Genomic DNA, 24682 nt, shown 5'->3' with positions numbered 1-24682 from the left:
TCGTAATAGGTAGTTTGATTTCCCAAGTCCCGGCGTCAGTTCAGTTGTGACCGTTTAGATAACTCACAAAAGTGGCGCATCAAGTCCGCCAGTTCCTCTATACCATAGACATGATAATCAGCTACGGTAGAGTTTATTTTTGACCTTTTACTGAACAGAACCGACCTCATGCCCGCCAATCTAGCTCCTTCTACATCATGTACGATTGAATCACCTATGTAAACAGCCCTTTCTGGTACAACATTAAGCCGATCTAAAATGCAACAGAAAACACTTGGATCTGGTTTGTACAATCCAATCTCTCCTGACACTAGGATTTGGTCGAAATATTGGTTTAGCCTGGAAGAGACAATTCTGTTTCTTTGCTCACTTGGATCGTAGGCGTTTGTGAGCAATCCAAGCTTAAAGCACTTTTGCAGCTTATGAAGGATATCTGGTACACCAGGAAAAGGCTCACAAGATCGAATTAACTCAGCTCTATAAATCTCAGTTACTGACTCATGCCAATCTATTGAGAGACTGTCAAACGTCCGTTTAAGCCTAGTCCTATGCATTGACAGCGGATCTGCCTCTCCGCGCTCAACAAGAGAATGAAAAGCGATAATCTCTTCGACAGCAGTCGTCAGGAATTTTTCAAACGTAGTTTCTGTTGTTAGCTTTGAGTGTAGCAGCTTGAGAATTTTGGTATCTGTATCAACAAAATCGACCAAGGTACCATCAAAGTCAAACACAATCGCATCAAACACATATTCCTCATCTTTGTTGAAGCCGACTCTTTTCAGATTACAGGCATGAGGAAAAGTAGGTCAATTGATGCTTAGGTGGAATGTGAATTCAACCAGACATAACACTGAAAGGGGCAAAAGTATCCTAGAGCGTCATTTAGCAAGGATCTGGACATTTCTGAGTTACGAAGTAGCAACAGTAAAGGCTCCTAAAAATACTCTGTTTCAAGTTGAGCTAGTGAATGTCTTAAAATGGTACAGAATAACACTCTTGAGCTACTACAACTCTATCTCTGCCACATTCTCCCCCTATAGTGGCTAGCGAAAGGTCATGCTATCGACAACTTTCAAGCCAGAGCTACTTGTCCAATGGGCCTTAAGTTGACTAGGCATTTCACTGTTGTAATCTCCAACCCACTCCAAATTACCAATATTAATAGTGTAAGAAAGATCTACAGTACCCGGCTTATTCGGCTCATTTTCAAACAGTGAGAATTCTGTAGCTGAAATAGTGGCGCAGTATAGCTGTTGACTGCTTTCCAATAATTCACATCCCCAGTCCGTGTTAGCCGGTAACCATTGCCAATCATCGATAGTGCTATTCAAATCAATGCTAAGGGAAAGTTCACCTAGAGCGTAAGCATAGTATGGCAAGATATTTCCAGCAACAATAATGCTTCGAGCATCATTATAATCCCGTGAAGTTACCAACCATTCGACCGGGCTATCATCAGTATCGTTTGGATTGGTAAAAGCTAATGATTCCTCTAGGTTTGTGTAACCGTCACCATCTTGATCAAATTCTGGCGAATCGATAGCAAAGAAGTCCTCAAAACCTTGCCAAATCCCATTCTCATTTCGATCTACGATATCAGTTAAACTCGCTCTCAATAACATCCATGAAGGGAAAAGTGCTTCAAAAGAAATGGAGTCATCACTATTTTCTTTAATTGTGACCTCGGTTGCTAGGACAAATTCGCTTGCATTAGTGCCAAAGTCTATATCGTGTAGCCAACTCGCTAATGCTCACTCTTCACAATTGGCGTGTTAGTTAGCTTGGATAACAGAGAACCGATTTTTCGTCTCATATCTTGTCTGTCCACGATCATATCTATGGCGCCATGCTCTAACAGAAACTCACTCTGTTGGAAGCCCTCTGGTAATTCTTCACGTACAGTTTGCTTTATGACGCGTCGGCCCGCGAATCCGACCCTTGCGTTTGGCTCACCAATATTAATATCACCAAGCATAGCCAAACTAGCAGAAACCCCTCCATAAGTCTGATCGGTCAATACTGAGATATAGGGTAAGCCTGCCTCCGATAGTTGGCTCAAGGCGGCACTGGTTTTGGCCATTTGCATTAAAGCCATTAGTGACTCTTGCATCCTGGCTCCTCCACAGGCAGAAAAGCAAACTAGACTGCAGTTGTTATCCCTTGCAGTCTGAACGGCTTGAACAAACCGTGCTCCCACGACGGATCCCATTGTGCCGGCCATAAAAGAAAACTCAAACGCGCAAGCAACAACAGGTAAGCCCATTAACTCTCCTTTCATCACAATTAACGCGTCCTTCTCCCCAGAGCTCTTCTGCGCTTTAGCAATACGATCTGAATAGCGCTGTTTGTCTCTAAAGCCCAATGTGTCGGCTGGTTCAAAGTGGGTAGCAATTTCGACCTTTTTATGGGTATCTAGAAAGCTATCAAGTCGTCGACGAGCTTTCATTCGCATGTGGTGATTACATTTCGAACATACATCCAAGTGAATTTCTAGAGTTTTGTAATAAAGAATTTGGCTGCATTGAGTGCACTTTATCCACAAACCCTCAGGTATTTCAGCCCTTTTTTTACTGGTAATATTCTTGTTGCGTATTAGTCTTTTAAGCCAACTCATGCCTACATCTTTCGTTTCTTAACTGAAGCTAAGCATTGTATAAGCCTATATTTGATAATAAAGTGGGTATTTTGGATTACACAATCCAACATTATGGGACAATAAAAATTGATCAGTAAGATTGATCAGCAATGGCTTAGAAGCTTCCATTGCGTGTACGAAAACCTGAGCATTAAGCGTGCATCTGATTTTTTAAGCTTGCCGACATCAAACATCAGTCGCCACATTCGCTTGTTAGAGGAACAGCTTGATACTCGTCTTTTTGACAGAACGACACGTAAAATCGCACCAACGAATGCGGGAGAGCAGTTGTACATCCTCACGCAGCCATTGTTGAGTAAATTGAATGATGCATTAGAGGAAGTCACTAACCAATCTAGACAGGCAACGGGACAGCTCAAAATACTGATGCCAGATTCACCTATACTGGCGAATGCGGTGGTGAGCTTTTGCCAACAACATCCCTCTATCTCCATCTGCTGCGATACTAGCGTTAGCCCTAAAGAGGACTTATTTGATGGGTTCGATGTTATTTTAAAGTTCCACCGGGGAAAGCTGGCAGACTCCAGCCTAGTTGCAAGAGAAATCCAGCGCTGGCCCAGTGCTGTAGTCGGCTCACCAGAACTCCTTAGCGGTTATCCAAAGCCCTCTAAGATCACAGATTTACAGTACCTCCCGTGCATTAGTAGTCTAACAGCAGTGAACGGGACACCTTGGGTGTTCAAAAGTAATGGTGATGAGGTCATGATTCAGAAAGTAAAGTCTTGTTTTAAAGTTAACAGCGGCCATCTTGCCAAAGCTGGGGCCGTTGCTGGTTTAGGGCTCGCAATATTACCCATTGAACATTGCCAAGATGAAATACGTTCAGGCACTTTGCAGGTCATTGATATGGAGTATCAACCGGAGGACCTTATACTGTACGCATTCTACGCTTCACAAAAACACGTAGCCAATCGGATACCTATGTTTATTGAACACATAAAACATTACGCCCACTTCGACAGCTGAAGCACAGCAGCGATTGCGCTTGTATATCGTCGTGCCACTATACATAACTCACCGAAAGTCCGAGTGACAACTTATTACTCAAGTATGCTGTTTTTTTAATCTACGTTCAGGCTCAGCAGCAAGAGCATAGATACTTTCGGCGTCCAGAGGCCTTAGAAATCATTTATGTTCTATTCTGTAGCCAATAGCGAGTTAGTTTTCACCACCTAATAGCCGGTTAACTCCATATAACCGTTGCCCTCATGACTTCCTTTAATATTGACTGGGCCTTCCCAGTAAGGCACGGTCAATGGCATTTTTGCCAATGGATTAAGCGCCGTGATGGTCAGCGAGATCGCTTGTGAGGGAATGGCCAGCGACCACTCGGTGGGGTATTCTGCTTCATCAATACGGCTGGTTTTGCGCACGGAGAGCTCTATTTCGCTCTGGGGAATGTTCATCCCTTGCCCATCTCGATGCATCAGACGGGCATAGGTATAATCCGCTTCTTCACTGCCCAATTGGCGCAGCTGAAACACCACCAGCGTGGTATCTTGGTCTAATCGCAAAGCAAACCAGTCCCAGCCTTGCTGTGAATCGAGTAAAAACTGTGAGCTCCACTCTCGGTCAATCCAGCCTTGCCCTGTTACAGAAAGCGCCTGCCCATCGATCGTCACCGTCCCGTTGACCGAGACAAATGGCTGACTGTAGTAATAGGACGCCACCTCGCCGTCAGTGCTCTTTTGGCTAAAACCATCTAGGCCTTGTAACTGATATGGCGCATCACTGGTTAGGCTAAGAGCGTAACTAAACTGCTCTGAGTCTGCTTGCAAAGTGGCCGGGAACAGATCAGTGCTGCTTGAATGCCAACGCCAATCATCGATAAAGGCATCGAAAGGCGCGCCCGTCACTCCTGCTAACTGTGGATGAGCGCGTGACCACCTTTCGTCTGCATAGTGAACGTTGTTTTTGGTTACCGCACTATGCGCCATATATAGCTGCCCGCTTGACCAAGGGCTGTTGCCCTCAACACGCGGCTCTGTTGCCAAGCGAAACAAGGTCCACTGAATACCAATCTGCTCTCCTCGTTCATCAGTTAGATTTGCGGTCAGATACCACCATTCATGACGATAGTCGCCGTGAGATAAATGATCTCGCGGGAACTCCAATCGGTGGCCTGGTGTAACTTGGGCATAAACGCTCTCATTGCCTCCCTCCCCCATCCAACTGCCCATTGATGATGCCGGTGCGTTATCACCACCAGTTAAGCTTATGGTAACAAGACTAATAACGGTCAAGGCAACAGCACTTAACACTATGACCCACACTCTAATCATTACAACACCTCACTCTGCAGCGCGGAGATGACCGGTCGATTGACCAGTCGCCAGAGGGGAAAAACCGTCGCGGATACCGCAACGACTATGGTGATGATGCAGATGATCAGCACGCCGCTCCATTGCCAATCGAACACTAGGCTCCAACCAAATGCGCGCAAAGTGACGATATCTGTTAAAACCATGCCTACTAAAGCCCCGAGTGGTAGTGCCAGAATCAGCGTGAACACGACTAAGACCGCTATTTGCCCAACCACTACTCCCATCAATTTGTAGCGACCCACCCCAAGCGCATACAAACGCGCAATCGCCGCCTTACGCGCATCAAGCAACATAAAGCACGCACTAAACAGCCCCACGACGGCTACCAATAAGGTCACACTATTGACCGCACTAGTGATAGCAAAGGTTCTGGAGAAGATCTCAAGGGCGAGGGATTTGATTTGCTGCTGATCATACAACTGACTCTGTTGTAGGTTAAATTGAGTTTTTAGCTGCTCAATTACCGCGAACGGGGCTTGGTCAAAAGCCACCCCGACACTTGATGGTGTGGCAGTGAATCCCAGTTGCTGCCAAAGCTTAGGGGCAATCAGCACCTCACCATCAGGCGAGCCGTAATCGTGAAAGATGGCGCCGACATGAAGCGAGGCACCAGCCAGACTCTCGCTCTCGAGCAGGCTGCCTAGTTTAAGCTGCTGCTTTACCGCCGTAGGCTCACTGATTGCCGCCAGCTCTCCGGCATAGAAACGCGACCAGAAGTCATCGAGCTGCGAGTGAAATACCATGGTTTGCTCTAAGGTTTGGCGATCCTTGGTACCAAGTTGTATCGGCAGGTTAGCGATCTTATCGTCGATATACGTCTGGGTATAAACGCTTTCGATGCCCTCCATACCCTCTAACGCTTCAATCAAGGGCAGCATTTGTCCCGCTGATGGCGTGATGTAAAGGTCAGCGTGTAAACGCTGCTCTAGCCAGGCTTTGAGGGTCGATTCAAAGCTGCCTACTAGTGTATTCATGCCAATATTTGCGGTTACCGCCAGAAGTAGTGCCATCATTGCCAATGAGAGCGGCGCGACGAGCTCCCGAAGCTCGGCAAACAGATAGCATACCAAGCCCGGTATAGAGTGCCGCGCTGCCCATCCGCTAAGCAGGGTTAGCGTTTGTGGTAAGAGTAGAGGTATGGCTACAATCAGTACGCCTAGCCAGAGCATGGTAAAGCGAAAATTCTCTACGCTGAGCAACCCGACTATCGAGACCATCATCAATCCAAGGCCGATTTGACACAAGCGCCCAGAAGCCAACGCCGTCGACCTGGCATACAGCCCTGTGTGTGATGATAATGGCTGGCCAATATGACGGCGAAAATAGTGCCAACAGGCGACGAGGGCCACGACCCAAGTCAGTGACAATGATTGCAGCCACCAATGCCATTGCCAAATGCCCGGTAATAAGGTCGCGCCATAAAGCTGCTCAAGCGTCACCGCCACCATAGGGTGCAGCCAATAGCTCAACTGGATACCAACAACAAACCCAACGCTGACACCAATCAGCACTAGTAACGTTAACTCTATCACTAGGCCAGCTTGCAGTGTGCTTGGGGCTATCCCCGCTTGCTGCAGTTGCACCAGCAACCGGCTGCGCTTAAAAAGACTGTATTGAACTCCGTTGTATGCGATGAACAACCCAACCAGAAACGCGAGCAAGCTCATCGCAGTCAGGTTAAGATGAAAGCTGTCGGTCAAGGCTCCCAGATCGTCGCTTTGCTGATTGATCTCCCAACGCACTTGCTGATCAGCCGCAGACAAGAAAGCAGGCTCAGGTGAGAGATTGGGATCAAACACAGCGATATAACTAAGCTGACCGTCTTTTTTCAACAGACGCTGCGCGAACCCAATATCGGCAAACAATTGGCTACCCAAGCGCCAGCTATCGGGCACAACCACCAGCTCAGCCTCAACGCCCTCTAATACGATAGTGCGCGCAGCGCCGGTTCGCTCATGCTGTGACTGACTGACTAGAACTAACGGCTCGCCAGCCAGAAGTTGATTGAGTGGTAGCTGCTCGCTTGAAAGCGAGGCACCAGTGTCTTGTTCCAAAAAGCGTGAGCCTGCTGTAATCGCAGCAATCACATCGCTGCCTTGTAGAGACCACCTTTGTCCCTCTTGGTCACTCACTCGACCTTCGATAATCGGTAGTGTCCCGCTGACACCGGCCTGGCGTAGTGCAAAATAGACCTGCTCAGATAGATATCGCTGGCCCAAGGGGGGAAGGACAAAAGCATTGGCACGGGCGCTAAGGAGCTCAGTCGATTGGGCGTAACTGCGCTTGGCGTTAAGGTTGATGGCTTGAACGGCGACAAACAGTGTCACTGCTAGCAAGATCCCGAGCAAAATCGAGCCCGCCTGGAGCGGTGCTTGGCGGTAGTGCGCAGCGAACACTCTCGAGCATATGCGTAAATGCTGCAACTCAACTCGCCTCATCAATTTGTCCACCACTCAGTTGCAGCTGTGTTTGCATATATTGCGCACACTCACGACTGTGAGTGACCAGTACGATCGCGGTGTTCCCTTGTGTGGAGAGCTCAATAAGCAGGCGCATCACCTCATTACTGGCGTGTTGATCTAGGTTGCCCGTCGGCTCATCTGCCAACAAGATCTTAGGGCGATGGGCTAAGGCGCGAGCGATAGCGACTCGCTGTTGCTGCCCCCCTGAGAGACTGGCAACATGACGCTCGAGCAGTGTCTCTATCCCCAGTGACGCCACTAGGTGCTGACACCAATCATTCCAACGCTGGCCTTGTAGGGTCAGGGGAAACTCGATGTTTTGCTTTACATTTAGTGGTGTAAGCAGGTTGAACTGCTGGAATATCACGCCGAGCGAGCGAGCACGAAAGTCACTCCATTGTTGGTGTTGCCAATCTTGCGTGTTGTCACCCAACAGGATAAGGTCGCCGCGACTTGGGGTTTCGAATCCGCCGATGATATTGAGTAAGGTACTTTTACCACTGCCACTTGCTCCCGTCAGGGCGATGCTCTCACCGTGCGCGATCGACAGATTGATGTGGCCAAGCACCTGATGCGTTTCCTTACCATCTTGAAAGCTCTTGGCCAAATTGACGAATTGCACCAGCGGGTGTTCCATCTCCCCTCCTTGTTTATGGCGTGGGAACTGCTTATCTTTATCTGACTTTATACTGAGTTGGACAGTACCCACGCAGAATATCAGGGTGACGCAGCCGTTCATGCTTACTGCGCCGACCGCAGACTCGCTTACGCCACAGTTTAAAGCTTGAGCGCTTCATACTCGCGCGCATCAAGGTGATCACTTGGGCTTCGCTGACACCAAATTGCCGCCAGATTGCCTCAAACGGCGTGCGATCCTCCCATGCCATCTCAATTATTCGCGAGCGCTGCTCTTCATCTAAACTCATTTCACTCTATCCCTAGTTACCTTTATAGGTCATTTCATACGCCACCGAAGGGGTAAAAGACTGAAATGTGGCCTGAAATTGATAAAAAAGCGTTAGATTGCAAAGAGATCATCCCTGCTCACAACGACTCACTACAAGACGGGGTTGCCAGCACTGATTAGTTAACCGATGAGCCTCTTGCACGCTTCCAGCTAGCCAGGTATCAAGTTGCTCATCATCAAGCAGCAGTGGCATTCGGTGATGATAGTCAGCGCACTGAGCATTGGCACTGGTGGTCAAGGTGACTAACTTGCTCTTATCGAACGCGATCCCGGCCATCCACACTGGTGAGCCATCAGGGTGTGCAAAGAGATAGCGCTGCTTGACACCGGCAAATGTCGCCCACTCATACCAACCCGAGCAGGGCACGATCACGCGCGCTTGTTGAAAGGCATTGCGAAACGTGACCTTGGTGGCCACCGATTCCGCTTGAGCATTGATAATAATTCGTTTTGACCAACTGGGCTGAATACCCCAAGTGAGGTTGGTTTGCTTGAGTCCGGCATGATGGCTTAGTGAGGAGAGAGGCTCGGGTGAGGCGAGATGGCCATGCGACGGGTGATGAATAAGCGTTGCTACCTGCTCGGTTGGCCTCAGGTCTTGATTGGTTGGCGTGGAAAAGGTGACCCCGAGCAGCGTAGTGACAGCCGTGCACAACGGGTCATCAATAATATTCAGTCTGCCACACATAAATCACCTCCTCACTACGCTCTAACAAGCACTATAGCAAAGGAGGTCACTATGACTGTGGGCTTGGTCGCACTAACTGATCGCACTACTTGATGGCAACGATCACCCGGCCATCTTCGAGGTGCTCATCGCACTCTGCGCCATCTAACATCTGACCAAGCGGCGACTGCGGGGTGATCACCACCACCTTGCCGTTAGCAAGCTTGACTCCACCGCACACGGGCAAAAACCAACACGTCATGCCATCATCAAGGCGCACCAATGCGCCAAGCTCTATCTCATCATCAACATCAAAGTCACGCAACGCCATCGACTTGAGGCGCTCAATCATCGCGGTGCAGTCGGCGACACGTTGTGACTGTCCATGCGCCAGATAGGCCGCTTCCAGACCCACGGTATCGTACTGGGTTTCGGCCACACTCTGCTCGTGGGTTGCATCATCGTGGGCACTATCTGCCGCTTTAAGGGCGGTTTGGCGTGAGGTTTCAAGGGTCTCAATCAAGCTCTGGCGTAATTGGTGTTTGTCATACATAGCGGTAGTGTACTAGTGGTGGAGATGAATATTCATCGCGCTATGATAACCACTTGAGTGCCAAACTGAAACTGTCCTTGTTGCGAAATGCATTTGTTGCAAAGCTCGGTTTTTACGGCGTTGGGTCATCGCCGATAATCAACAAGCTGGTTTGCTCGCGCTTAGGTAACTTACTCACCACCAGCCGATAAGAGCGGTCGATCAGGTCTTCGAGCATCGATTCAGGTACCTCGCCATCAAGCGCAATCGTCACCCAATGACGTTTGTTCATATGGTAGCCACGTTTGATACTCGCGTACTCATCGACCAAGAAATCCACCTCACTCGGCTGACATTTTAGGGTCAAATCGAGCGGCGTATTCTCGTGTGCCACCCAGGCAAACATCTTGCCTTTCACCTTATACACACGCACTTCGGGCCCAAATGGATAGCTTAGTTCGCTGCCCGCGCGGGATAAAAGAGAGTGCTCTAGCTTGTCTAACTCCATTGCTCTACCCTTCTAATTTGCCATTGGTTTTGCTCGGCCAGTGCGGTTAAATCATCCAACTGCTGAGCCGTCACTTGACGCAGCCAGCTGGCTATCTCTTGGGTGATCTCGCTCGGCTGTGGTTGATGACAGTAATACTTCCACGGACTGGTGTAGATGATGGTCTGTTTGGGGCTGGTCAAAAAGCCTTGCTGCAGCTCCGGCAACACCAACAGCATATCCGTTACGGTCACCCCTTGTCCCGATAAACAGGCACTTAGCGCCAGATCGAGAGTAAAAAGCGTCGAGTTCCTCACGCTCTCGCCGTCGCGATGCCCTATCTGCTCGAGCCAAGATCGCCAATCGGTATGGTCATCGGTTGGATGCAGGCGTGGCTGCGCCAGAACATCGTCAATAGTGACCGGGGCTTGGTCGGGGCGGGTGGCGCACACCGGTGACATATATTCATCGCGTAGAAATTCAATATCATGGCGCGGCATGGGTTTACGCGTGAAAAAGATCGCCAGATCGTAATCACCCGAGGTCAAGGTTAGCTCCTCCTCAAGTGTAGGCACAACAATGATCTCATATTGAGGGTATCGCTCGACCAAATAGGGCAGCCTTGGCATCAGGACTCGCGTGGCAAAACTCATCGCCGATTTGATCACGATCCGACGACCTTTTTGCTGCTTCCAGCTGGCAAATAACTGTTCTAATTCACCATAGCTGCGGGTCAGCAGCTGAGCCAACTGCTGGCCTTTATCACTGAGTTCAATATAACGTTGCTTGCGGATAATCAACGTCTGCTGACAATACTCCTCCAGTTGGCGAATTTGACGGCTGACCGCACCTTGGGTCACATTCAGTTCATCTGCCGCCTGAGTAAAACTCATATGACGCGCTACGGCTTCGAAGGTGGTTAAGCACTTGTGTGAGTATGGAGTATTTGGATAGCTGGTCATTGTTTAACCCATGAGTTCAAGTAATGTCAGAGTGGCATAAAAGTCGATTGAAAGCCAATCGATAGATCGCTATTTTACTCCTCCACCAAAGAGGACCTTATGCAAACAATACTCACACTGGCTCTGCCGCTGATCATCTCCCAACTTATTTCAATGGCACTGGTCCTCACGGATATCTGGATGATGTCCCAACTCTCTGTCGCCGCCATTGCCGCAGGTGGATTGGGGGCGACGGTTTACAACTTCGTCTTTATTCTCATCTCGAGTATTGTCGGCTGCGTCGCCAATCTGGTGGCGATTGCTTACGGCAAACAAGTCGCCCAGCGTGAAGCCGCACAAGCGCAAATCGACCGCGCAGTGAAAGGCGGAATTCTAGTCGCACTCCTGCTCTCTATCGGTAGTGTGATGGTCTTTGCCACCGCCCCGCAGTTTTTGATGCTCGCGGGTCAGCCACAAGCGGTGATAGAGCAAGCGATGGTTTACCTCGAGGCCGTCAAATGGGCAATGCTGCCCTCACTGATGTTGCTTGTACTGCGAGGCTTAGCCAGTGCAACCGGTAACGTTCGTTCGGTGATGTTTATGTCGATTGCCACCGTGCTGATCAATATCCCCCTTTCCTACCTACTTGCGTTCCCGCTCGGTCTCGAACTCAAGGGCCTTGGGCTTGGCACGGCTCTGTCCGCGTTGATCGTGATGCTTGGCTACAGTTGGTGGCTATTCCGTCACCCAAGCTACCAAGCTTATGTGCCATGGCAAAGGCTTAAACACTACCGCCCTGGGGCTATGTTGCCCATTTTAGGTCTTGGTACGCCAATTATGCTTGCCGCCCTGATGGAAAATGGCCTTATATACGGTGGAACGCTGCTGGCGGGAACCATCAGCGTCACCGCGCTCGCGATTCACCAAATCCTTTTGCAGTGCCTGAGTTTTACCTGGAACATTAACTTCGGCCTCTCTCAAGCGGCAGCGATACTGGTAGGGCGAGAGTTTGGTGCGAACAATTTCGCTGCGATTAAAACCATCGCGTTAAAAAGCTTTGCCTTGATGACGCTGCTTAGCCTAGTGCTGTGCGCCGTATTTATCGCCTTTCCCGGCGTGATCATTGCCTTGTTCAACCTTGATAGCGCTGAGCAAGCCGCTGCGGCATTGTTTCGCTCGGTACTTTGGGTAGTTGCGATCTCATTTGTGGTCGATGCTTGGCAGTTGTTGGCAATCAATTTGCTGCGTGGCATGACCATAGTCAAAGGTCCGACACTGATTACTGCGATTGGTTATTGGGGATTTGGCATTCCTAGTGCCTGGATGCTCACTCGCGACTACGGCCTGACCGGTATTTGGGCAGGGATCGGGATTGGCCTAGCGGCAACCGGGATTTTCCTGGTGGTGATGCTGTATCAACGCTTGGCAAAAGAGCCTGGCTAGCACGCCTAGGCTGGGATGACCTGCGGCCCCGAGCTTGGGGCCGTTCAAACGTAACAATAAAACTAGCTCTCAATCATTGAGGCAGGGATAAAGATCTCTTTGCTGCGCGTCACAGAGGCGTATTCCGGGAAAACACTCGCCGCTGATAGGATGCGACGCAACATATCCATCGCCAGTGTCGAAATGACCACCTTACTGTTTTCAGTATTGTAGCGACGATTAAAGCTCAGCAACTGCCCCCACTCCCCTTGCTCGGTCGCGACTGCAATAGCAAAGGTCTGGTTATCTAAGGCCCCAGTGACGACTGCGACATCACTTTTACAGCGATCTTTGCTAGCACCTGCCAGTGCTAAGGCCGCTGCCACCGGGTCTTGCTCATGATTGAAGTTAGGTTTGTCACTACCAAGCACCCAGGCCGAGCCCATCTGCGCACTGGCTTTCTCATCTGAGTTTACCCAGTAACTCAGGTGCCCAAAGGTCGATTCTTCAGCAATCGATAGATTAAGCTTCTTATCCGCGAGCAAATGTCCAATATGCTCAATCATGGTTTCATCAATACTGACCACAAATTCCGCGATCAACTTGTAGACCATTTGCATCAGCTTAACGCGTACCTCAATATCATCAGCCGGGCCAAGTAACTTAACCTCGATAAAAGGAATCGCCGAGCGGTAACCAAACTCATAGCCCTCTGGAAGATCGAACTTAGCCAGTCTATCTGACAGGCCAGACTCGGTACTGCCAAAGGTATACAAACGACTGCAACGCATTGGCGTGAGCGTGGGAACACCGGCTTTGATGCGTGGGCATATTGCCTCTGTGATCATCTTCTTAAATTCACTTGGCACGCCCGGGGTAAAGTACAAGTCACAATCATTAAGTCGAACCTTAAACCCACACGCTGTGCCGACTGGGTTGTCGATCATCTCAGCGCCCACAGGCAACATCGCTTGCTTGATATTGCTTTTGGGCATCTCTTTGCCTCGAGCGGCGAAAAATTGCTTGAGCCTGTCTAGCCACTGGGTATTGAGTTCCAAACCCACCTCTGCCGCCGCGGCCATCGCCTCGGCACTCATATCATCGGTCGTCGGCCCCAAACCACCATTGACGATCACCACATCGTTATTGAAACTCAGCGTAACCAACTCTTCGATCAAGGTATCCATGTGATCGCCCACGGTTGAGCGACGGGCTAAGGGCAGCCCTTGTTGGTAAAAGTACTCTGACAGCCAGGCAGCATTGGTGTCGACAATGTCTCCATGAAGCACTTCTTCACCCGTGCTTAGCATTACGATTTTGATCATTAAGACGGTCAATCCTTATTGTTTATTGTCTCTTATATCGGGACAATGACTTACTATTAAGTCGCTGTAAGATATAGAGTTACAAATCGGGCCAACACTAAGAAAGCCCAAATAGCACATCACTACATTGTAACGAAATGGCCCTGCAAACCCCTACCTTTTTAGCTTAATCAGCGTTGCTTTATCTGCAATTGGTGACTTTGCTCCCTAAAATATCTCCAGTTGATGAGCAAGCACCTAGCTATCGTTGAGGCGTAAAATTGGAACAGTTATCACTCAAACTTGACGCTAATATGTTTCGACAACAATCAAGGTAAAAATATGTGATTGATGCCGAAAAAAATTTCCAATCTTGCGTGCTTTGAAGGATAATTCTTAGGTTTACAACTAACAATCAATCTATTGGAGTTTTCGTGTTAAGAAATCGTCTTAGTGCCTTGCTGGTCTCTGCATCCGTTTGTACGACTGCTGCGGCAAGCTCATTCAACGAGCATCAACATATTGAATTCTCCTATACCCCAGATTGCCAAGGATCTTGTTGGACACAGGCACAACCTTATCGCTATCAACCTAAGCTCGACCCATACTCAATGAGCTTGGCCGAGCCAGAACTCAATATCAATGAGCCCACTCTACCTAAGTACCTAACCGTACAGGATGAGAAGGATTGGGACTACCTAATGGGGCAAACCTACACCATATTGGGCCTGAGTGTGGCTACTGTTGGCTTTATGACTCTTCTTCCCGAGTCAATCACCAAGTGGGATGAAGATGACATCAAGCTGAGTGGCTTAGGTAGACAGTGGTGGGACAACGTCAAGGAAGGCCCGGTATGGGATCGTGACGAACACTTTCTAAACTATGTAATGCACCCCTACTTTGGCGGTGTGTACTATACGGCAGCGCGTCACTCCGGATTTAATGAGTTTGAGTCGTTTATCTACTCTGCGACTATGTCAGCATTCTTTTGGGAATACGGTGTAGAGGCATTTGCTGAAGTCCCGTCATGGCAGGATCTGTTTATTACACCTTTCTTTGGTGCTGTGGTGGGTGAAATGATGTTCGAGGCTGAGCAAGACATCGTTGCGAACGGCGGCGAAGTGTGGGGCTCACAGCGCGTGGGTGATGTGACTCTGTTTTTCCTCAACCCGGTTGGGCACATTCATGGTTGGGTATCCGATGCGTGGGGCGGCAGTGCTGAGTTCCAGTTTAACCACACTCCGTGGTTTGGTAACTCACAAGCGGCGCAATTCGCACTCGATTCAGGTGCTAAATACGATTCGCAGTTTTATGCAGTTGAGTTTAAGGTTCACTTCTAAGCCAAAGTACTCAACAAAATGCACAAAAGCGACCCATGCGGTCGCTTTTTTTGTGGTCAATTATGTGCCCAAGCTACTGTTTTAGCGCATAGGTATTCGTCTGGCTTTAATTTTTTGAACTTACTCAAACAATTGTCTGACAAGGCCTCTAAACTAAACCTTAACCTGTGCTGTGGCGTAACCATAATTACACCGTGATATAACAACCTGCGCCAATCAGCACCGAAGTCTAGGAGGAGACTATGAACAGCATATTTATCGTAAACTTTGCCGGTAAAGCACAACCCTCAACCATCAAGCAACTCGCGGCTGTCACCCATGAAAATGGCGGTAAGTGGCTAACCAGCAAAGTCAACTTTATTGATGAGCATGTCGCCGCAGTCATCAAAGTTGAAGTACCTAAAGCTAATGAATCGGTAGTGAAGCAGGCATTTGAGGGGCATCCTGGTCTGATGGTGCAGATCGAAGATAGCGTCGATAACTCCTCGAAGACAGATACGATTCATCAAGTACGGCTTGATGCAAATGATCGCGCTGGGATCGTTAACGAGATCACTCATATTCTGGATGCCAAAGGCATATCGATTCTTGATATGGACTGCAATCGCGTATTTGTTGCCAGTGGGGGCGGGATAAGCTCGAGCCTATTCAGTGCCAATATGGCGCTCAAGCTGGCGCCTGAGTTGAGTATTGAAGATGTGACCAAGGATCTTGAGATGCTTAGTGAAGATACACGTGTGATCCTAGAGTCATGAGCCAATAGAAGCAAACGTGGGGAATCAGCACAACCTGTTTCTCCACAGATTCACCAACTTGGAATAACAAATTACACAAGCCCATCAAGACTCTTCGATTCTGTCGATGATCATTTCTTGAGCATGAGCTGAACTTGACCACACTCCAATGTGGATGAACCTCTATTAACCCAATCCAAACCAGTCATACTCACTAGGCGGGTATTGAGTAACATATTTCCATTACCAAAATGTTCACCACTACAGTGCATGCACGTCATATTCTTGTCAGTGACTCGATACTTAAAAATGGCCTATCGCTCCTATTCTGCTCTTTTTTCACTCGGTGCACTAAGAAAGCCCGCAATTACTGGGACTAATATAAATGACGCTAACACTAATACGGTAATAACCGTATTATCTAAATCGCCCATCTACTCTCCTATAATTTCCCTTGTAATGGCGTTCGTGAATTTTAAAAACAGCCATACTCCTCAAGTTTTATCAATACACCATATGAACATTATTTCCGCCATCCAAAGGCCTTGGTATTAGAAGACTTCAAAGTATAAGTTAACATGCTTCATATAGATAATTATGACTAATTAGGGTGTATTCCAACAAAACCTAGCCAAGCTTGATTAGCCCCCTTGTAATTAACATTTTTGTAACTAGTATTTTTATTATAAACTGGTGTTTTTCGCAAGATATACAAGGAAGTATGATGAGAAAATGGTTAGCAGTAGCTCTTTCAATCTTAGTTCTGGGTGGGTGTGCCTCTGTGCCTATGGCCTCAGTCGAAGCCGATACAGAAGCCAAACAGTTCAGAACGCCACCAGAAGGTAAGTCAGGATTATATATTTTCCGTGATTCCTTTGTCGGAAGAGCCTTAAAGAAAGAAATAGCAATTAATGATGAACCAATAGGTCAATCAGCCCCAGATGTATATTTTTATAGAGTACTTGACTCTGGAGAATATAAAATATCGACTGAATCAGAGTTTAGTCCTAATGACTTAATCATTACAATGGAACCACAAAAGAACTATTTTGTGGAAAATTACATAAAATTGGGCGTGTTTGTTGGTGGAGCAGATTTAAGAGAAGTGAGCGAATCTGAAGGCATGGATCGCGTCAATAAGCTTAGCTTGGCAGAATAATTTTCAGAGCCCTAATGGCTGAGATGGCAAGAGGAATCAGTGTTCCTCCTGTCATCTTGCATGTTATGAGAGAAATAATCGTCATTGTTTACCAAGGACACTTACTACGTTTAGTATCGACTTACAAACAGACCAACAAATAGAGATAACACACCCCCTCTGTTATTTGCTGCGTAGCCCCAAGTGCATCGCCTGTATAACCACCGACCTGGCGAACCATCCAACGCCCTAAAAGCCATCGCGTGATGGATAAAAAAGCGACTATCCCAATCGCATAACTCCAATAAGGCAGCAGTGCTAGACTTCCAAGCGCAATGATCAACAGTGTATCTCGATCCCTTTTAGCATGTTGACTTGGTGAAACCTTTAACTTTGAGTGCTCGGTTTGCCGCACATAATCATGAGTATATATAAAGCTCACTGCGATAGTACGACTAAGGATATGCGCCAACACAATACTAATCATAACCTCTGACATGCCAAATTGACCGAGTGCAGTAAGGCTTGAATATTTTAACAGCAGTATCATTACTATACCGAGTAACGCATACGCGCCAACACGGGAGTCTTTCATTATTTCCAACTTGCGCTGTGGAGTAAATCCACCACCAAACCCGTCACAGGTATCAGCGAACCCATCTTCATGAAAGGCGCCGGTTAGGTAAATCCCTGCCATCATCGACAGCACCACCGCAATCTCAATTGGCCAGAGTTGAACGGCGAGAAAATAAACAACCGCATTGAGTCCACCAACCAATAGCCCGACTAGGCCAGCGTACTTATACGACTCATTTTTTAGAGCTTCACTATAAGGGGTACTTTGTGGCACCGGGATGCGAGTGAATATCATCAGTGCTAAACAATAGACTTGCCACTCACGAATTAACCATTGCTTCATTGTGCTTGCGTTCACTTATTTAATCCTGCTCTGGCCATAATAACTGTGGCCACAATTTATTGTGTTCATCTCGATAAACCGACATCGAAACCCGCGCGCCATAGGGAATATTCATCCGCTGTAGATAGTGACCATCTCTTGGCATATTCAGGTTCTGCCGAATAATCTGCTTAATCACGCCACCATGAGTGACCAACAGTATGCGCTTACCTTGATAACGCTCAAGTACCGCTTTCCAAGCCGCTTCAATGCGCTGATCAAAGTCGACTAAACGCTCTCCATTTGGCGGTGTGGTTGCCCACGGATCATCCCAAAAGGCCATCAGTTGAGCTTGGTTTTGATCCCAGACCGCTTGTTTTTCTTTGCCATCCCAGTCGCCAAAGTTGAGCTCTTGAAAACCCGGCTCAATCACTAGAGGGGTCTTTTGGTCACTCGCATATAGCTTGGCAAACGCCTGGCAACGAATCCTTGGCGATGTGATCACCACATCAACTTGGGTAAGCCCAGCCACCGCTTTATACATTTGCTGCCAACCAGACTCGGTCAAAGCAAATTCGCTATGACCACGAAAACACTGCTCTCCCTCTGGTCGACCGTGGCGCAAAAGCTCAATGTGTGTGAGTGCGTTGTCCATTATCAAGCCCTTATATTGCTTCTTTCTACACTGACCATTATCCTACGTGGCATCATACACGCTAATGTACATACGGGCGTAACTTTTTGATTAATCACGAATAGGTCAACATGAATCCGATCGTTATCACCGGTGGTCCCGGCGCAGGAAAAACCACCATTATTGAGGCATTAAGTGAACAGGGCTTTATGACGTTTGAGGAGAGTTCAAGGAGCCTCATTGAGCAGCAGTTAGCGCTTGAAGATGGCGTATTGCCTTGGACTGACTTACCGGCGTTTGCTGATTTGTGTTTCGACTTAATGCTCAAACAAAAGCACTTGGCAAATTACGCGGACACTAAGGCCACATTTTTAGATCGTGCCATCCCGGACATTATTGCTTATTTACGAACAGGAGAGTGTGACGTTGACCCGAAGTACATTCAGGCAGGGTCAGGCTACCACCATAAGATTTTTATGTGTAAGCCCGAAGCAAGTATCTACAACCAAGACCAAGTCAGGCCACACAGTTTTGAAGAGGCGCTACTCATCCACCAAAACTTAATTTCAGCCTACTCAGACTTAGCCTACGAAATAGTGGAAGTGCCGTGGGGGACAATAGAATCCAGAGTGAACTTTATCAAAGCTCAGATAACATAACGCTTAAGGGGTGCGAGCAACACAACACAAGTGCCCTGCTACTCGCTTCCCGGAACGAAGTGTAACCCGCACCTCGCCCCTTATTATTTAACCGACCATTGTGACAAAGAGCGTTTAAAGTCGTTATAGTCAAACTCATTCAACTTCTGAAGTTGACCATCTGAACGCTCACAATAAACCGAAGGCATACGCAAACCATTAAACCAGTTTAGTTTCACCATGGTGTAACCAGCACTGTCTAGGATATGCAGGCGCTGGCCAACCTCTAGCGGCGCATCAAAGTTAGCAACACAAAACTGATCGCCGGCCAGACATGAACATGAGCCAATCACGTATTCGTGCTCGCCCTGCTCGCTCGCTTCCAGTACTGATGCAGGCTCATCATAGATCAGCGTATCTAGGCGGTGCGCCTCAGTGGCTGAATCAACAATAGCGGTTTTCTTTACGTTCTCAACAATATCCACCACAGTCACTACCAGGTCAGTAGTTTTAGTGATAATCGCTTCACCAGGCTCTAGGTATAACTGCACACTGTGTTTATCAGTAAACGCTTTCAGCGCTGCGCCCAACTTATCAATTTCGTAGCCAGGCCAGGTGAAGAACACGCCGCCGCCAAGGCTAACCCAATCCATTTGGTCTAAGTACTCACCAAACTGCTCAGAGATCGAATCAAGCAGTGCAGTAAAGGCATCAACGTCTTTATTCTCACAGTTCATGTGGAACATCACGCCATCAAGGCTTTCGAACACCTCTGGGTTAATGTGATCGGCTTGTACGCCAAGGCGTGAGTACTGACGCGCTGGGTTTGCTAAATCTTGACCGGCGTAGCTTACGCCAGGGTTAAGACGCAGGCCCAAAGACGCTTTGCCTTCAACAATATGACGGTAGGCTGCCAGTTGGCTTTGCGAGTTGAAGATCATCTTGTCGCAGATATCCGCCACTTCGCGCACGTCGTCTTCACTGTAGCCAACACTGTACGCGTGTGTCTCACCACCGAAGGTCTCGTAACCGAGTTTTACCTCGAATGGGCCTGAGCTAGTTGAGCCATCTAGATAAGGCTTGATGATGTCAAACACACCCCAGGTTGAGAAACACTTCAGCGCCAAAACCAATTTCACGCCGGAGATCTCTTTGAGGTATTTCGCTTTTTCTAGATTTTCAATCAACTTATCTTCGTTGATCATAAAGTATGGGGTTTTTAGTTCGTGCTTTTGCATACAGACCATCACTCTAAATCGAACAAAGCCGACGCTTGCGCATCGGCTCTTAATATCTGGCCAAATGGTGGATTTGGCCTTAGCGCGCTTTTCATCTTCGCAAATTGAAAAGCGCCAGCAAGCTAACTTATTTTAGCTTATGAATCTCAGGCTGACCCACTTCAAGCTCTTGAACGTGCCAGTCTAGGCCGATCTCAGGCATAGTTTCTAGGAACGGATCTGGGTCCAATTGCTCCATGTTGAACACGCCCTTGTCTGCCCACTTGCCACGGAAGAACTGTAGCGCTGCGGTGATCGCAGGAACGCCAGTGGTGTAAGAGATTGCTTGGTGCTCTACGTCTTCGTAAGCCACTTCGTGGTCGGCGTTGTTGTAGATAAACACGCTGCGCTCAGCGCCGTCTTTCTTACCTTGAACCCAAGTACCGATACAGGTTTTACCTGTGTAGCCCGGCGCTAGAGAGGTTGGGTCCGGTAGCAGTGCTTTTAGTACGTGCAGAGGCTGAACCACAGTGCCGTCGTGTAGCGTTAGCGGATCTGGGCTCAATAGGCCAATATCACGCATGCAGTTGAAGTAGTTGAGGTACTTATCACCAAAGCCCATCCAGAATTCGATACGCTTCGCTGGGATAAATTCCTGCATTGAACGTACTTCATCGTGCGCCATTGAGTAAACCTTGTGCTTACCCACTAGTGGGAAATCAAACTCTAGCATACGTGAGTGACATGGCACTTGTTTCCACTCTTGGTTTTCCCAGTAGAAAGAGTCACCTTGGATCTCAAGCATGTTGGTTTCTGGGTCAAAGTTGGTCGCAAACTTCTTACCGTGGTCGCCCGCATTCACATCCATGACATCGATGGTATCAATCTCATCGAATAGGTGCTTCACTGCGTAAGCAGCAAATACCGATACTACGCCTGGATCAAAGCCCGCGCCAAGAATACCTGTGATGCCCGCTTCAGCAAACTTCTCACGGTAGCCCCACTGCCAGTCATACGCTTGTGGTACCTGCTGACCTTCAGAGCACAGGTCAACGGCCACTGAAGTATCAAGGTATGAAACTTTTGCTTGGTAACACGCTTCCATGATGGTCATGTTCACCCACGGAGGACCGGCGTTAATCACAAGATCAGGCTGAACCTCTTTGATCAATGCAACCAATGCTTCTACGTCGTCCGCGTTCACCGCGCGCGCTTCCAGTTTCTTCGATGGGTCTTTCAGGTTGTTCTTTTTCTGAATCGACTCGATGATTTTTTCACACTTGCCCACGGTACGTGATGCGATTGTGATATCACCTAGTACATCGTTGTTCTGAGCGGCTTTGTGTGCCACTACCCAGCCAACACCGCCTGCACCAATCTGTAGAATTGCCATAGTTTCCGTTACCTTATTTTACTAACTCAACCGCTAGTTGGTTGATATCATTAAGTAGTTTTTCAAAATCCGTCATAGACAGGGTTGGGTTCAAGATGGTGAATTTCAGCGCCGATTGGCCCTCAATTACCGTTTCACCCAGCACTGCGACGCCGCGTACCAAGGCTTCGATACGCACTTGTTGGTTTAATTTGTCCCAGCCTTTAGCTTCACCAAGTGTAGTACGGAATAACACGGTTGATAGCGATGGGCGAGCCAGCAACTCAAAGCCAGCTTTCGCGTCAACCATATCCGCAACTTGTTGAGTCTGCTCTAGAAGATGATCGTACATCTCACCGAGCGCCTGCGGTCCTACGCTCTGCATGGTCATAAAGACTTTAAGTGCATCAAAACGCTTAGTGGTCGCAATCGACTTATCCACTAGGTTTGGCAGCTCATCGTGCTCACGGTTTAGGTAATCCGCGTGATGCAGCATGAACTTAAAGTTTGCCTTATCGTTCACCAATAGCGCACCGCAACTGATGGTTTGGAAGAACAGCTTGTGGAAGTCGACACTCACTGATGCTGCGCGCTCAATACCAGATAGACGCCCTTTTGAGCCGCTTAGGATCAGTGCACCGCCGTATGCGCCATCAACGTGCATCCAAAGCTCATGCTTGTCTGCAACATTGGCAATCACGTCAAGGTTATCAATTGCACCGTGGTCAGTGGTGCCTGCAGTGCCGACAATCGCAAACGGGATCAAACCCTCTGCCTTGGCATCAGCAACCACTTGCTCTACCAGCTCAGCTTTCATGGTGCCATCAAGGTTGGCTGGCACGCTTAGTACCGCTTTCTCACCTAGGCCCATCCAAGAAGCCGATTTCTGTACCGTGAAGTGAGCGTTGTCTGAGCAGACAATACGCAGCTTGTCGGCGTAATCCGGCAGACCGAGCTTCTGGATCGAGTGACCGCTTAGCTTGTCAGCAATCCAATCGCGCGCGAGCAGCAGACCCATCTGGTTACTCTGTGTGCCGCCACTGGTCATAATGCCATCGGCCTTGGTGCCTAGCTCATACTTGTCACATAGCCAGTTAATCACTTTTTGCTCAACGTAGGTCGCTGATGAGGCTTGATCCCATGAGTCCATTGACTGGTTAAGTGCACCGATCATCGCTTCGGCTGCCACAGATGGCATCAATGGCGGAGTATGCAGGTGAGCAATACAGTTAGGGTGCTGAGTGAAGATTGCATTCTTCGCCACCAAATCTGTGGTGCTGTCGATCACCTCTTTGAGGCTCTTGTCCGACGCATCTAGATTCACCGCGTTGATCTGCGCCTCAAGCTGCGCAGGCTCCATACCTGAGTACGGCTGCTCGACTTGCTCGAAGATCTCTTTCATCACGCGCGTGGTGTGGTTCATCACATCAGCGAACTCGTTGGCACCAGTCTCGCCGGTGTGAATAAAGTGCTTTTTCCACTTGTGATTGTCTGCAGGCTCTTCAACCATATCAGCGCCCGCCGCCAGCATGGCTGCCTCAAGAGTGCGCAGAGCAAAATCAATCTGCTCAAAAGAGATGATCACAGGAGGCAGGAAGCGGATCACCGAGCCATCACGACCGCCCTTCTCTACCATCAAGCCGCGTTCAAGCGCTGCACGCTGGATCTTAAGGGTTAACTCGCCATCTGAGGCTGGCTCACCAAATTTGTTTTTCTCACCGCTTGGCTTTTTGATCTCAATGCCGAGCATCAAGCCTTTGCCACGCACTTCTGCAATGCAGTTAACGCGTTTTTGGATGTTTTCAAGACCAAGGCGTAGGTACTGACCCGCAATGTTGGCGTGCTCTACTAGGTTGTCACGCTCAATGATCTCTAGCGCTTTAGCGCCCGATACCATCGCTAGCTGGTTACCACGGAACGTACCCGTGTGCTCGCCTGGACGCCAGGTATCAACTTTCTTATTGAAGACCAAGATCGACATTGGCAGGCCGCCACCAATCGCTTTTGACAAACACAGGATGTCTGGGCTGATGCCTGCTTCTTCAAATGCGAAGCGGTAACCAGTTTTACCGACACCACACTGGATCTCATCCAGAATGAGCAAGATTTCGTGCTCGTCACACAGCCGGCGCAGTTCGCGCAGCCACTGTGCAGGGGCTGGGATCACGCCGCCTTCACCTTGTACAGGCTCAACGATGATTGCCGCAGGCTTCATGATGCCCGCTTCATCGTCGTTGAGAAGACGTTCAATGTAGCGAATGTTGGCTTTCGCGCCCTCTTCGCCGCCAAGACCAAATGGGCAGCGCAGGCTGTATGGGAACGGCATAAAGTGCACATCTGACATTAGGCCAGTGCGGCGCTCTTTGGTGCCAAGGTTACCCATCATGCCCATGGTACCGTTGGTCATGCCGTGGTAAGCACCACGGAAGGCAAACATGGTGTTGCGACCGGTGGTCTGCTTAGCCAGCTTAATCGCCGCTTCAACCGCGTCAGCGCCTGAAGGACCGCAGAACTGGATTGCTGAGTCTTTGGCAAAATCTTCTGGCAAGAAGGCTTTTACCTGACGAATAAAGTTTGCTTTTGCTTCGGTTGTGATGTCCAGCGTCTGATAAGGCAGACCTGAATCAAGCTGCTCTTTGAGTGCTTGGTTGATTTCTGGGTGGTTATAACCCAATACAAGCGTGCCAGCGCCCGCTAGACAGTCTAGGAAAACCTGACCACGTGTATCTTCAACCAACGCCCCGTACGCTTTTTTAATTGCGATTGGTAGTCGACGAGGGTAAGAACGAACCTCTGACTCATGCTCTTGCTGCTCACGTAGCGCTGAGTCTAGGGTTAAATCATAATTGCCTTCTAAAACAGGCACTTGAGAAGAAAAATTGCTTGCGATACTGGTATCGACTTCAAAGGCGGTGCTCATTATATATACCTTGAATCCGAGAAAATCCA

23 protein-coding genes are annotated in these 24682 nt (G+C 48.6%); 6 read left to right on the top strand and 17 right to left on the bottom strand.

Annotation, left to right across the window (positions count from 1 at the left end; genetic code table 11):
* Positions 1-35: 35 nt before the first annotated feature.
* From ACZ5R2_RS09285 to accD, 3 genes are all read right to left on the bottom strand, one after another.
* Entirely contained in the window at positions 36-746 is a 711-nt protein-coding gene (locus tag ACZ5R2_RS09285; protein WP_464901983.1) for an HAD family hydrolase, read from the bottom strand.
* A gap of 297 nt (positions 747-1043) precedes the next feature.
* On the bottom strand, positions 1044-1616 hold the full coding sequence (locus tag ACZ5R2_RS09280) for a hypothetical protein (protein ID WP_464901982.1): 573 nt from the start codon (positions 1614-1616) through the stop codon (positions 1044-1046).
* 128 nt (positions 1617-1744) lie between these two features.
* Positions 1745-2614, bottom strand: a complete 870-nt coding sequence (accD, locus tag ACZ5R2_RS09275; protein ID WP_464901981.1) for an acetyl-CoA carboxylase, carboxyltransferase subunit beta — start codon at positions 2612-2614, stop codon at positions 1745-1747.
* A gap of 108 nt (positions 2615-2722) precedes the next feature.
* Between accD and ACZ5R2_RS09270 the strand changes: the two genes are divergently transcribed.
* Entirely contained in the window at positions 2723-3622 is a 900-nt protein-coding gene (locus ACZ5R2_RS09270) for a LysR family transcriptional regulator (protein WP_464901980.1), read from the top strand.
* Positions 3623-3828: 206 nt separating this feature from the next.
* Here ACZ5R2_RS09270 and ACZ5R2_RS09265 read toward each other — a convergent pair whose 3' ends face one another.
* The 8 genes from ACZ5R2_RS09265 to ACZ5R2_RS09230 form a co-directional block, all read right to left on the bottom strand.
* A complete protein-coding gene (locus ACZ5R2_RS09265; protein ID WP_464901979.1) occupies positions 3829-4938 on the bottom strand; it encodes a lipocalin-like domain-containing protein in 1110 nt (369 codons plus the stop codon).
* Positions 4938-7418 carry an ABC transporter permease gene (locus ACZ5R2_RS09260; protein ID WP_464901978.1) on the bottom strand — a complete coding sequence of 827 codons (2481 nt, stop codon included), beginning with the start codon at positions 7416-7418 and terminating at the stop codon, positions 4938-4940. Before ACZ5R2_RS09260 ends, ACZ5R2_RS09265 begins: the two co-directional genes overlap by 1 nt.
* Positions 7405-8079 (bottom strand): ABC transporter ATP-binding protein, encoded by a 675-nt coding sequence (locus ACZ5R2_RS09255; RefSeq protein WP_464901977.1) that lies wholly within the window; start codon positions 8077-8079, stop codon positions 7405-7407. Before ACZ5R2_RS09255 ends, ACZ5R2_RS09260 begins: the two co-directional genes overlap by 14 nt.
* Before the next feature lie 37 nt (positions 8080-8116).
* Positions 8117-8368 carry a TIGR03643 family protein gene (locus tag ACZ5R2_RS09250; protein WP_464901976.1) on the bottom strand — a complete coding sequence of 84 codons (252 nt, stop codon included), beginning with the start codon at positions 8366-8368 and terminating at the stop codon, positions 8117-8119.
* 108 nt (positions 8369-8476) lie between these two features.
* Positions 8477-9097, bottom strand: a complete 621-nt coding sequence (locus tag ACZ5R2_RS09245) for an SOS response-associated peptidase (RefSeq protein ID WP_464901975.1) — start codon at positions 9095-9097, stop codon at positions 8477-8479.
* Between the two features lie 85 nt (positions 9098-9182).
* Positions 9183-9629, bottom strand: a complete 447-nt coding sequence (locus tag ACZ5R2_RS09240; protein ID WP_464901974.1) for a hypothetical protein — start codon at positions 9627-9629, stop codon at positions 9183-9185.
* 112 nt (positions 9630-9741) lie between these two features.
* Complete coding sequence (locus ACZ5R2_RS09235) at positions 9742-10116, bottom strand: MmcQ/YjbR family DNA-binding protein (protein ID WP_464901973.1); 375 nt, start codon at positions 10114-10116, stop codon at positions 9742-9744.
* On the bottom strand, positions 10107-11057 hold the full coding sequence (locus tag ACZ5R2_RS09230; RefSeq protein WP_464901972.1) for a LysR substrate-binding domain-containing protein: 951 nt from the start codon (positions 11055-11057) through the stop codon (positions 10107-10109). The genes ACZ5R2_RS09235 and ACZ5R2_RS09230 overlap by 10 nt, the downstream gene beginning before the upstream one ends.
* A 99-nt stretch (positions 11058-11156) precedes the next feature.
* On the opposite strand from ACZ5R2_RS09230, the gene ACZ5R2_RS09225 reads away from it, so the two are divergent.
* Complete coding sequence (locus ACZ5R2_RS09225; protein ID WP_464901971.1) at positions 11157-12479, top strand: MATE family efflux transporter; 1323 nt, start codon at positions 11157-11159, stop codon at positions 12477-12479.
* A gap of 62 nt (positions 12480-12541) precedes the next feature.
* On the opposite strand, the gene ACZ5R2_RS09220 is transcribed toward ACZ5R2_RS09225, so the two are convergent.
* Positions 12542-13783, bottom strand: coding sequence for a CinA family nicotinamide mononucleotide deamidase-related protein (locus ACZ5R2_RS09220; protein WP_464901970.1), 1242 nt, complete (start codon positions 13781-13783; stop codon positions 12542-12544).
* A 413-nt stretch (positions 13784-14196) separates the two neighbouring features.
* Between ACZ5R2_RS09220 and ACZ5R2_RS09215 the strand changes: the two genes are divergently transcribed.
* From ACZ5R2_RS09215 to ACZ5R2_RS09205, 3 genes are all read left to right on the top strand, one after another.
* Entirely contained in the window at positions 14197-15102 is a 906-nt protein-coding gene (locus ACZ5R2_RS09215) for a DUF3943 domain-containing protein (RefSeq protein ID WP_464901969.1), read from the top strand.
* Between the two features lie 242 nt (positions 15103-15344).
* Positions 15345-15857, top strand: a complete 513-nt coding sequence (locus ACZ5R2_RS09210; RefSeq protein ID WP_464901968.1) for a glycine cleavage system transcriptional repressor — start codon at positions 15345-15347, stop codon at positions 15855-15857.
* A gap of 700 nt (positions 15858-16557) precedes the next feature.
* Positions 16558-16995, top strand: coding sequence for a DUF2846 domain-containing protein (locus ACZ5R2_RS09205; protein WP_464919405.1), 438 nt, complete (start codon positions 16558-16560; stop codon positions 16993-16995).
* Between the two features lie 121 nt (positions 16996-17116).
* Here the strand turns inward: ACZ5R2_RS09205 and ACZ5R2_RS09200 are convergent, their stop codons facing one another.
* Positions 17117-17893 carry an adenosylcobinamide-GDP ribazoletransferase gene (locus ACZ5R2_RS09200; protein WP_464901966.1) on the bottom strand — a complete coding sequence of 259 codons (777 nt, stop codon included), beginning with the start codon at positions 17891-17893 and terminating at the stop codon, positions 17117-17119.
* A gap of 19 nt (positions 17894-17912) precedes the next feature.
* Positions 17913-18527 (bottom strand): histidine phosphatase family protein, encoded by a 615-nt coding sequence (locus tag ACZ5R2_RS09195; RefSeq protein ID WP_464901965.1) that lies wholly within the window; start codon positions 18525-18527, stop codon positions 17913-17915.
* Between the two features lie 110 nt (positions 18528-18637).
* Between ACZ5R2_RS09195 and ACZ5R2_RS09190 the strand changes: the two genes are divergently transcribed.
* Positions 18638-19165, top strand: coding sequence for an AAA family ATPase (locus ACZ5R2_RS09190; protein ID WP_464901964.1), 528 nt, complete (start codon positions 18638-18640; stop codon positions 19163-19165).
* Positions 19166-19248: 83 nt separating this feature from the next.
* On the opposite strand, the gene nspC is transcribed toward ACZ5R2_RS09190, so the two are convergent.
* From nspC to ACZ5R2_RS09175, 3 genes are all read right to left on the bottom strand, one after another.
* The gene (gene nspC / locus ACZ5R2_RS09185) at positions 19249-20382 is read right to left on the bottom strand and encodes a carboxynorspermidine decarboxylase (RefSeq protein ID WP_464901963.1); all 1134 of its coding nucleotides are present in this window, start codon (positions 20380-20382) and stop codon (positions 19249-19251) included.
* A gap of 127 nt (positions 20383-20509) precedes the next feature.
* On the bottom strand, positions 20510-21754 hold the full coding sequence (locus tag ACZ5R2_RS09180; protein ID WP_438459553.1) for a carboxynorspermidine synthase: 1245 nt from the start codon (positions 21752-21754) through the stop codon (positions 20510-20512).
* A gap of 13 nt (positions 21755-21767) precedes the next feature.
* The gene (locus ACZ5R2_RS09175) at positions 21768-24653 is read right to left on the bottom strand and encodes a diaminobutyrate--2-oxoglutarate transaminase family protein (protein ID WP_464901962.1); all 2886 of its coding nucleotides are present in this window, start codon (positions 24651-24653) and stop codon (positions 21768-21770) included.
* Between the last annotated feature and the right edge of the window lie 29 nt (positions 24654-24682).

Source organism: Vibrio sabulosilitoris, from assembly GCF_055391395.1.
The sequence above is the reverse complement of the archived record's forward strand: the minus strand, read 5'-3'. Positions and strand labels throughout refer to the sequence as shown.

Excerpts from the sequence above, each read along its gene's own strand:
- accD (WP_464901981.1), bottom strand. The coding sequence starts at position 2,614 with ATGAGTTGGCTTAAAAGACTAATACGCAACAAGAATATTACCAGTAAA.
- ACZ5R2_RS09265 (WP_464901979.1), bottom strand. The coding sequence starts at position 4,938 with ATGATTAGAGTGTGGGTCATAGTGTTAAGTGCTGTTGCCTTGACCGTT.
- ACZ5R2_RS09260 (WP_464901978.1), bottom strand. The coding sequence starts at position 7,418 with ATGAGGCGAGTTGAGTTGCAGCATTTACGCATATGCTCGAGAGTGTTC.
- ACZ5R2_RS09255 (WP_464901977.1), bottom strand. The coding sequence starts at position 8,079 with ATGGAACACCCGCTGGTGCAATTCGTCAATTTGGCCAAGAGCTTTCAA.
- ACZ5R2_RS09250 (WP_464901976.1), bottom strand. The coding sequence starts at position 8,368 with ATGAGTTTAGATGAAGAGCAGCGCTCGCGAATAATTGAGATGGCATGG.
- ACZ5R2_RS09245 (WP_464901975.1), bottom strand. The coding sequence starts at position 9,097 with ATGTGTGGCAGACTGAATATTATTGATGACCCGTTGTGCACGGCTGTC.
- ACZ5R2_RS09240 (WP_464901974.1), bottom strand. The coding sequence starts at position 9,629 with ATGTATGACAAACACCAATTACGCCAGAGCTTGATTGAGACCCTTGAA.
- ACZ5R2_RS09235 (WP_464901973.1), bottom strand. The coding sequence starts at position 10,116 with ATGGAGTTAGACAAGCTAGAGCACTCTCTTTTATCCCGCGCGGGCAGC.
- ACZ5R2_RS09230 (WP_464901972.1), bottom strand. The coding sequence starts at position 11,057 with ATGACCAGCTATCCAAATACTCCATACTCACACAAGTGCTTAACCACC.
- ACZ5R2_RS09225 (WP_464901971.1), top strand. The coding sequence starts at position 11,157 with ATGCAAACAATACTCACACTGGCTCTGCCGCTGATCATCTCCCAACTT.
- ACZ5R2_RS09220 (WP_464901970.1), bottom strand. The coding sequence starts at position 13,783 with ATGATCAAAATCGTAATGCTAAGCACGGGTGAAGAAGTGCTTCATGGA.
- ACZ5R2_RS09210 (WP_464901968.1), top strand. The coding sequence starts at position 15,345 with ATGAACAGCATATTTATCGTAAACTTTGCCGGTAAAGCACAACCCTCA.
- ACZ5R2_RS09205 (WP_464919405.1), top strand. The coding sequence starts at position 16,558 with ATGATGAGAAAATGGTTAGCAGTAGCTCTTTCAATCTTAGTTCTGGGT.
- ACZ5R2_RS09200 (WP_464901966.1), bottom strand. The coding sequence starts at position 17,893 with ATGAAGCAATGGTTAATTCGTGAGTGGCAAGTCTATTGTTTAGCACTG.
- ACZ5R2_RS09195 (WP_464901965.1), bottom strand. The coding sequence starts at position 18,527 with ATGGACAACGCACTCACACACATTGAGCTTTTGCGCCACGGTCGACCA.
- ACZ5R2_RS09190 (WP_464901964.1), top strand. The coding sequence starts at position 18,638 with ATGAATCCGATCGTTATCACCGGTGGTCCCGGCGCAGGAAAAACCACC.
- nspC (WP_464901963.1), bottom strand. The coding sequence starts at position 20,382 with ATGCAAAAGCACGAACTAAAAACCCCATACTTTATGATCAACGAAGAT.
- ACZ5R2_RS09180 (WP_438459553.1), bottom strand. The coding sequence starts at position 21,754 with ATGGCAATTCTACAGATTGGTGCAGGCGGTGTTGGCTGGGTAGTGGCA.
- ACZ5R2_RS09175 (WP_464901962.1), bottom strand. The coding sequence starts at position 24,653 with ATGAGCACCGCCTTTGAAGTCGATACCAGTATCGCAAGCAATTTTTCT.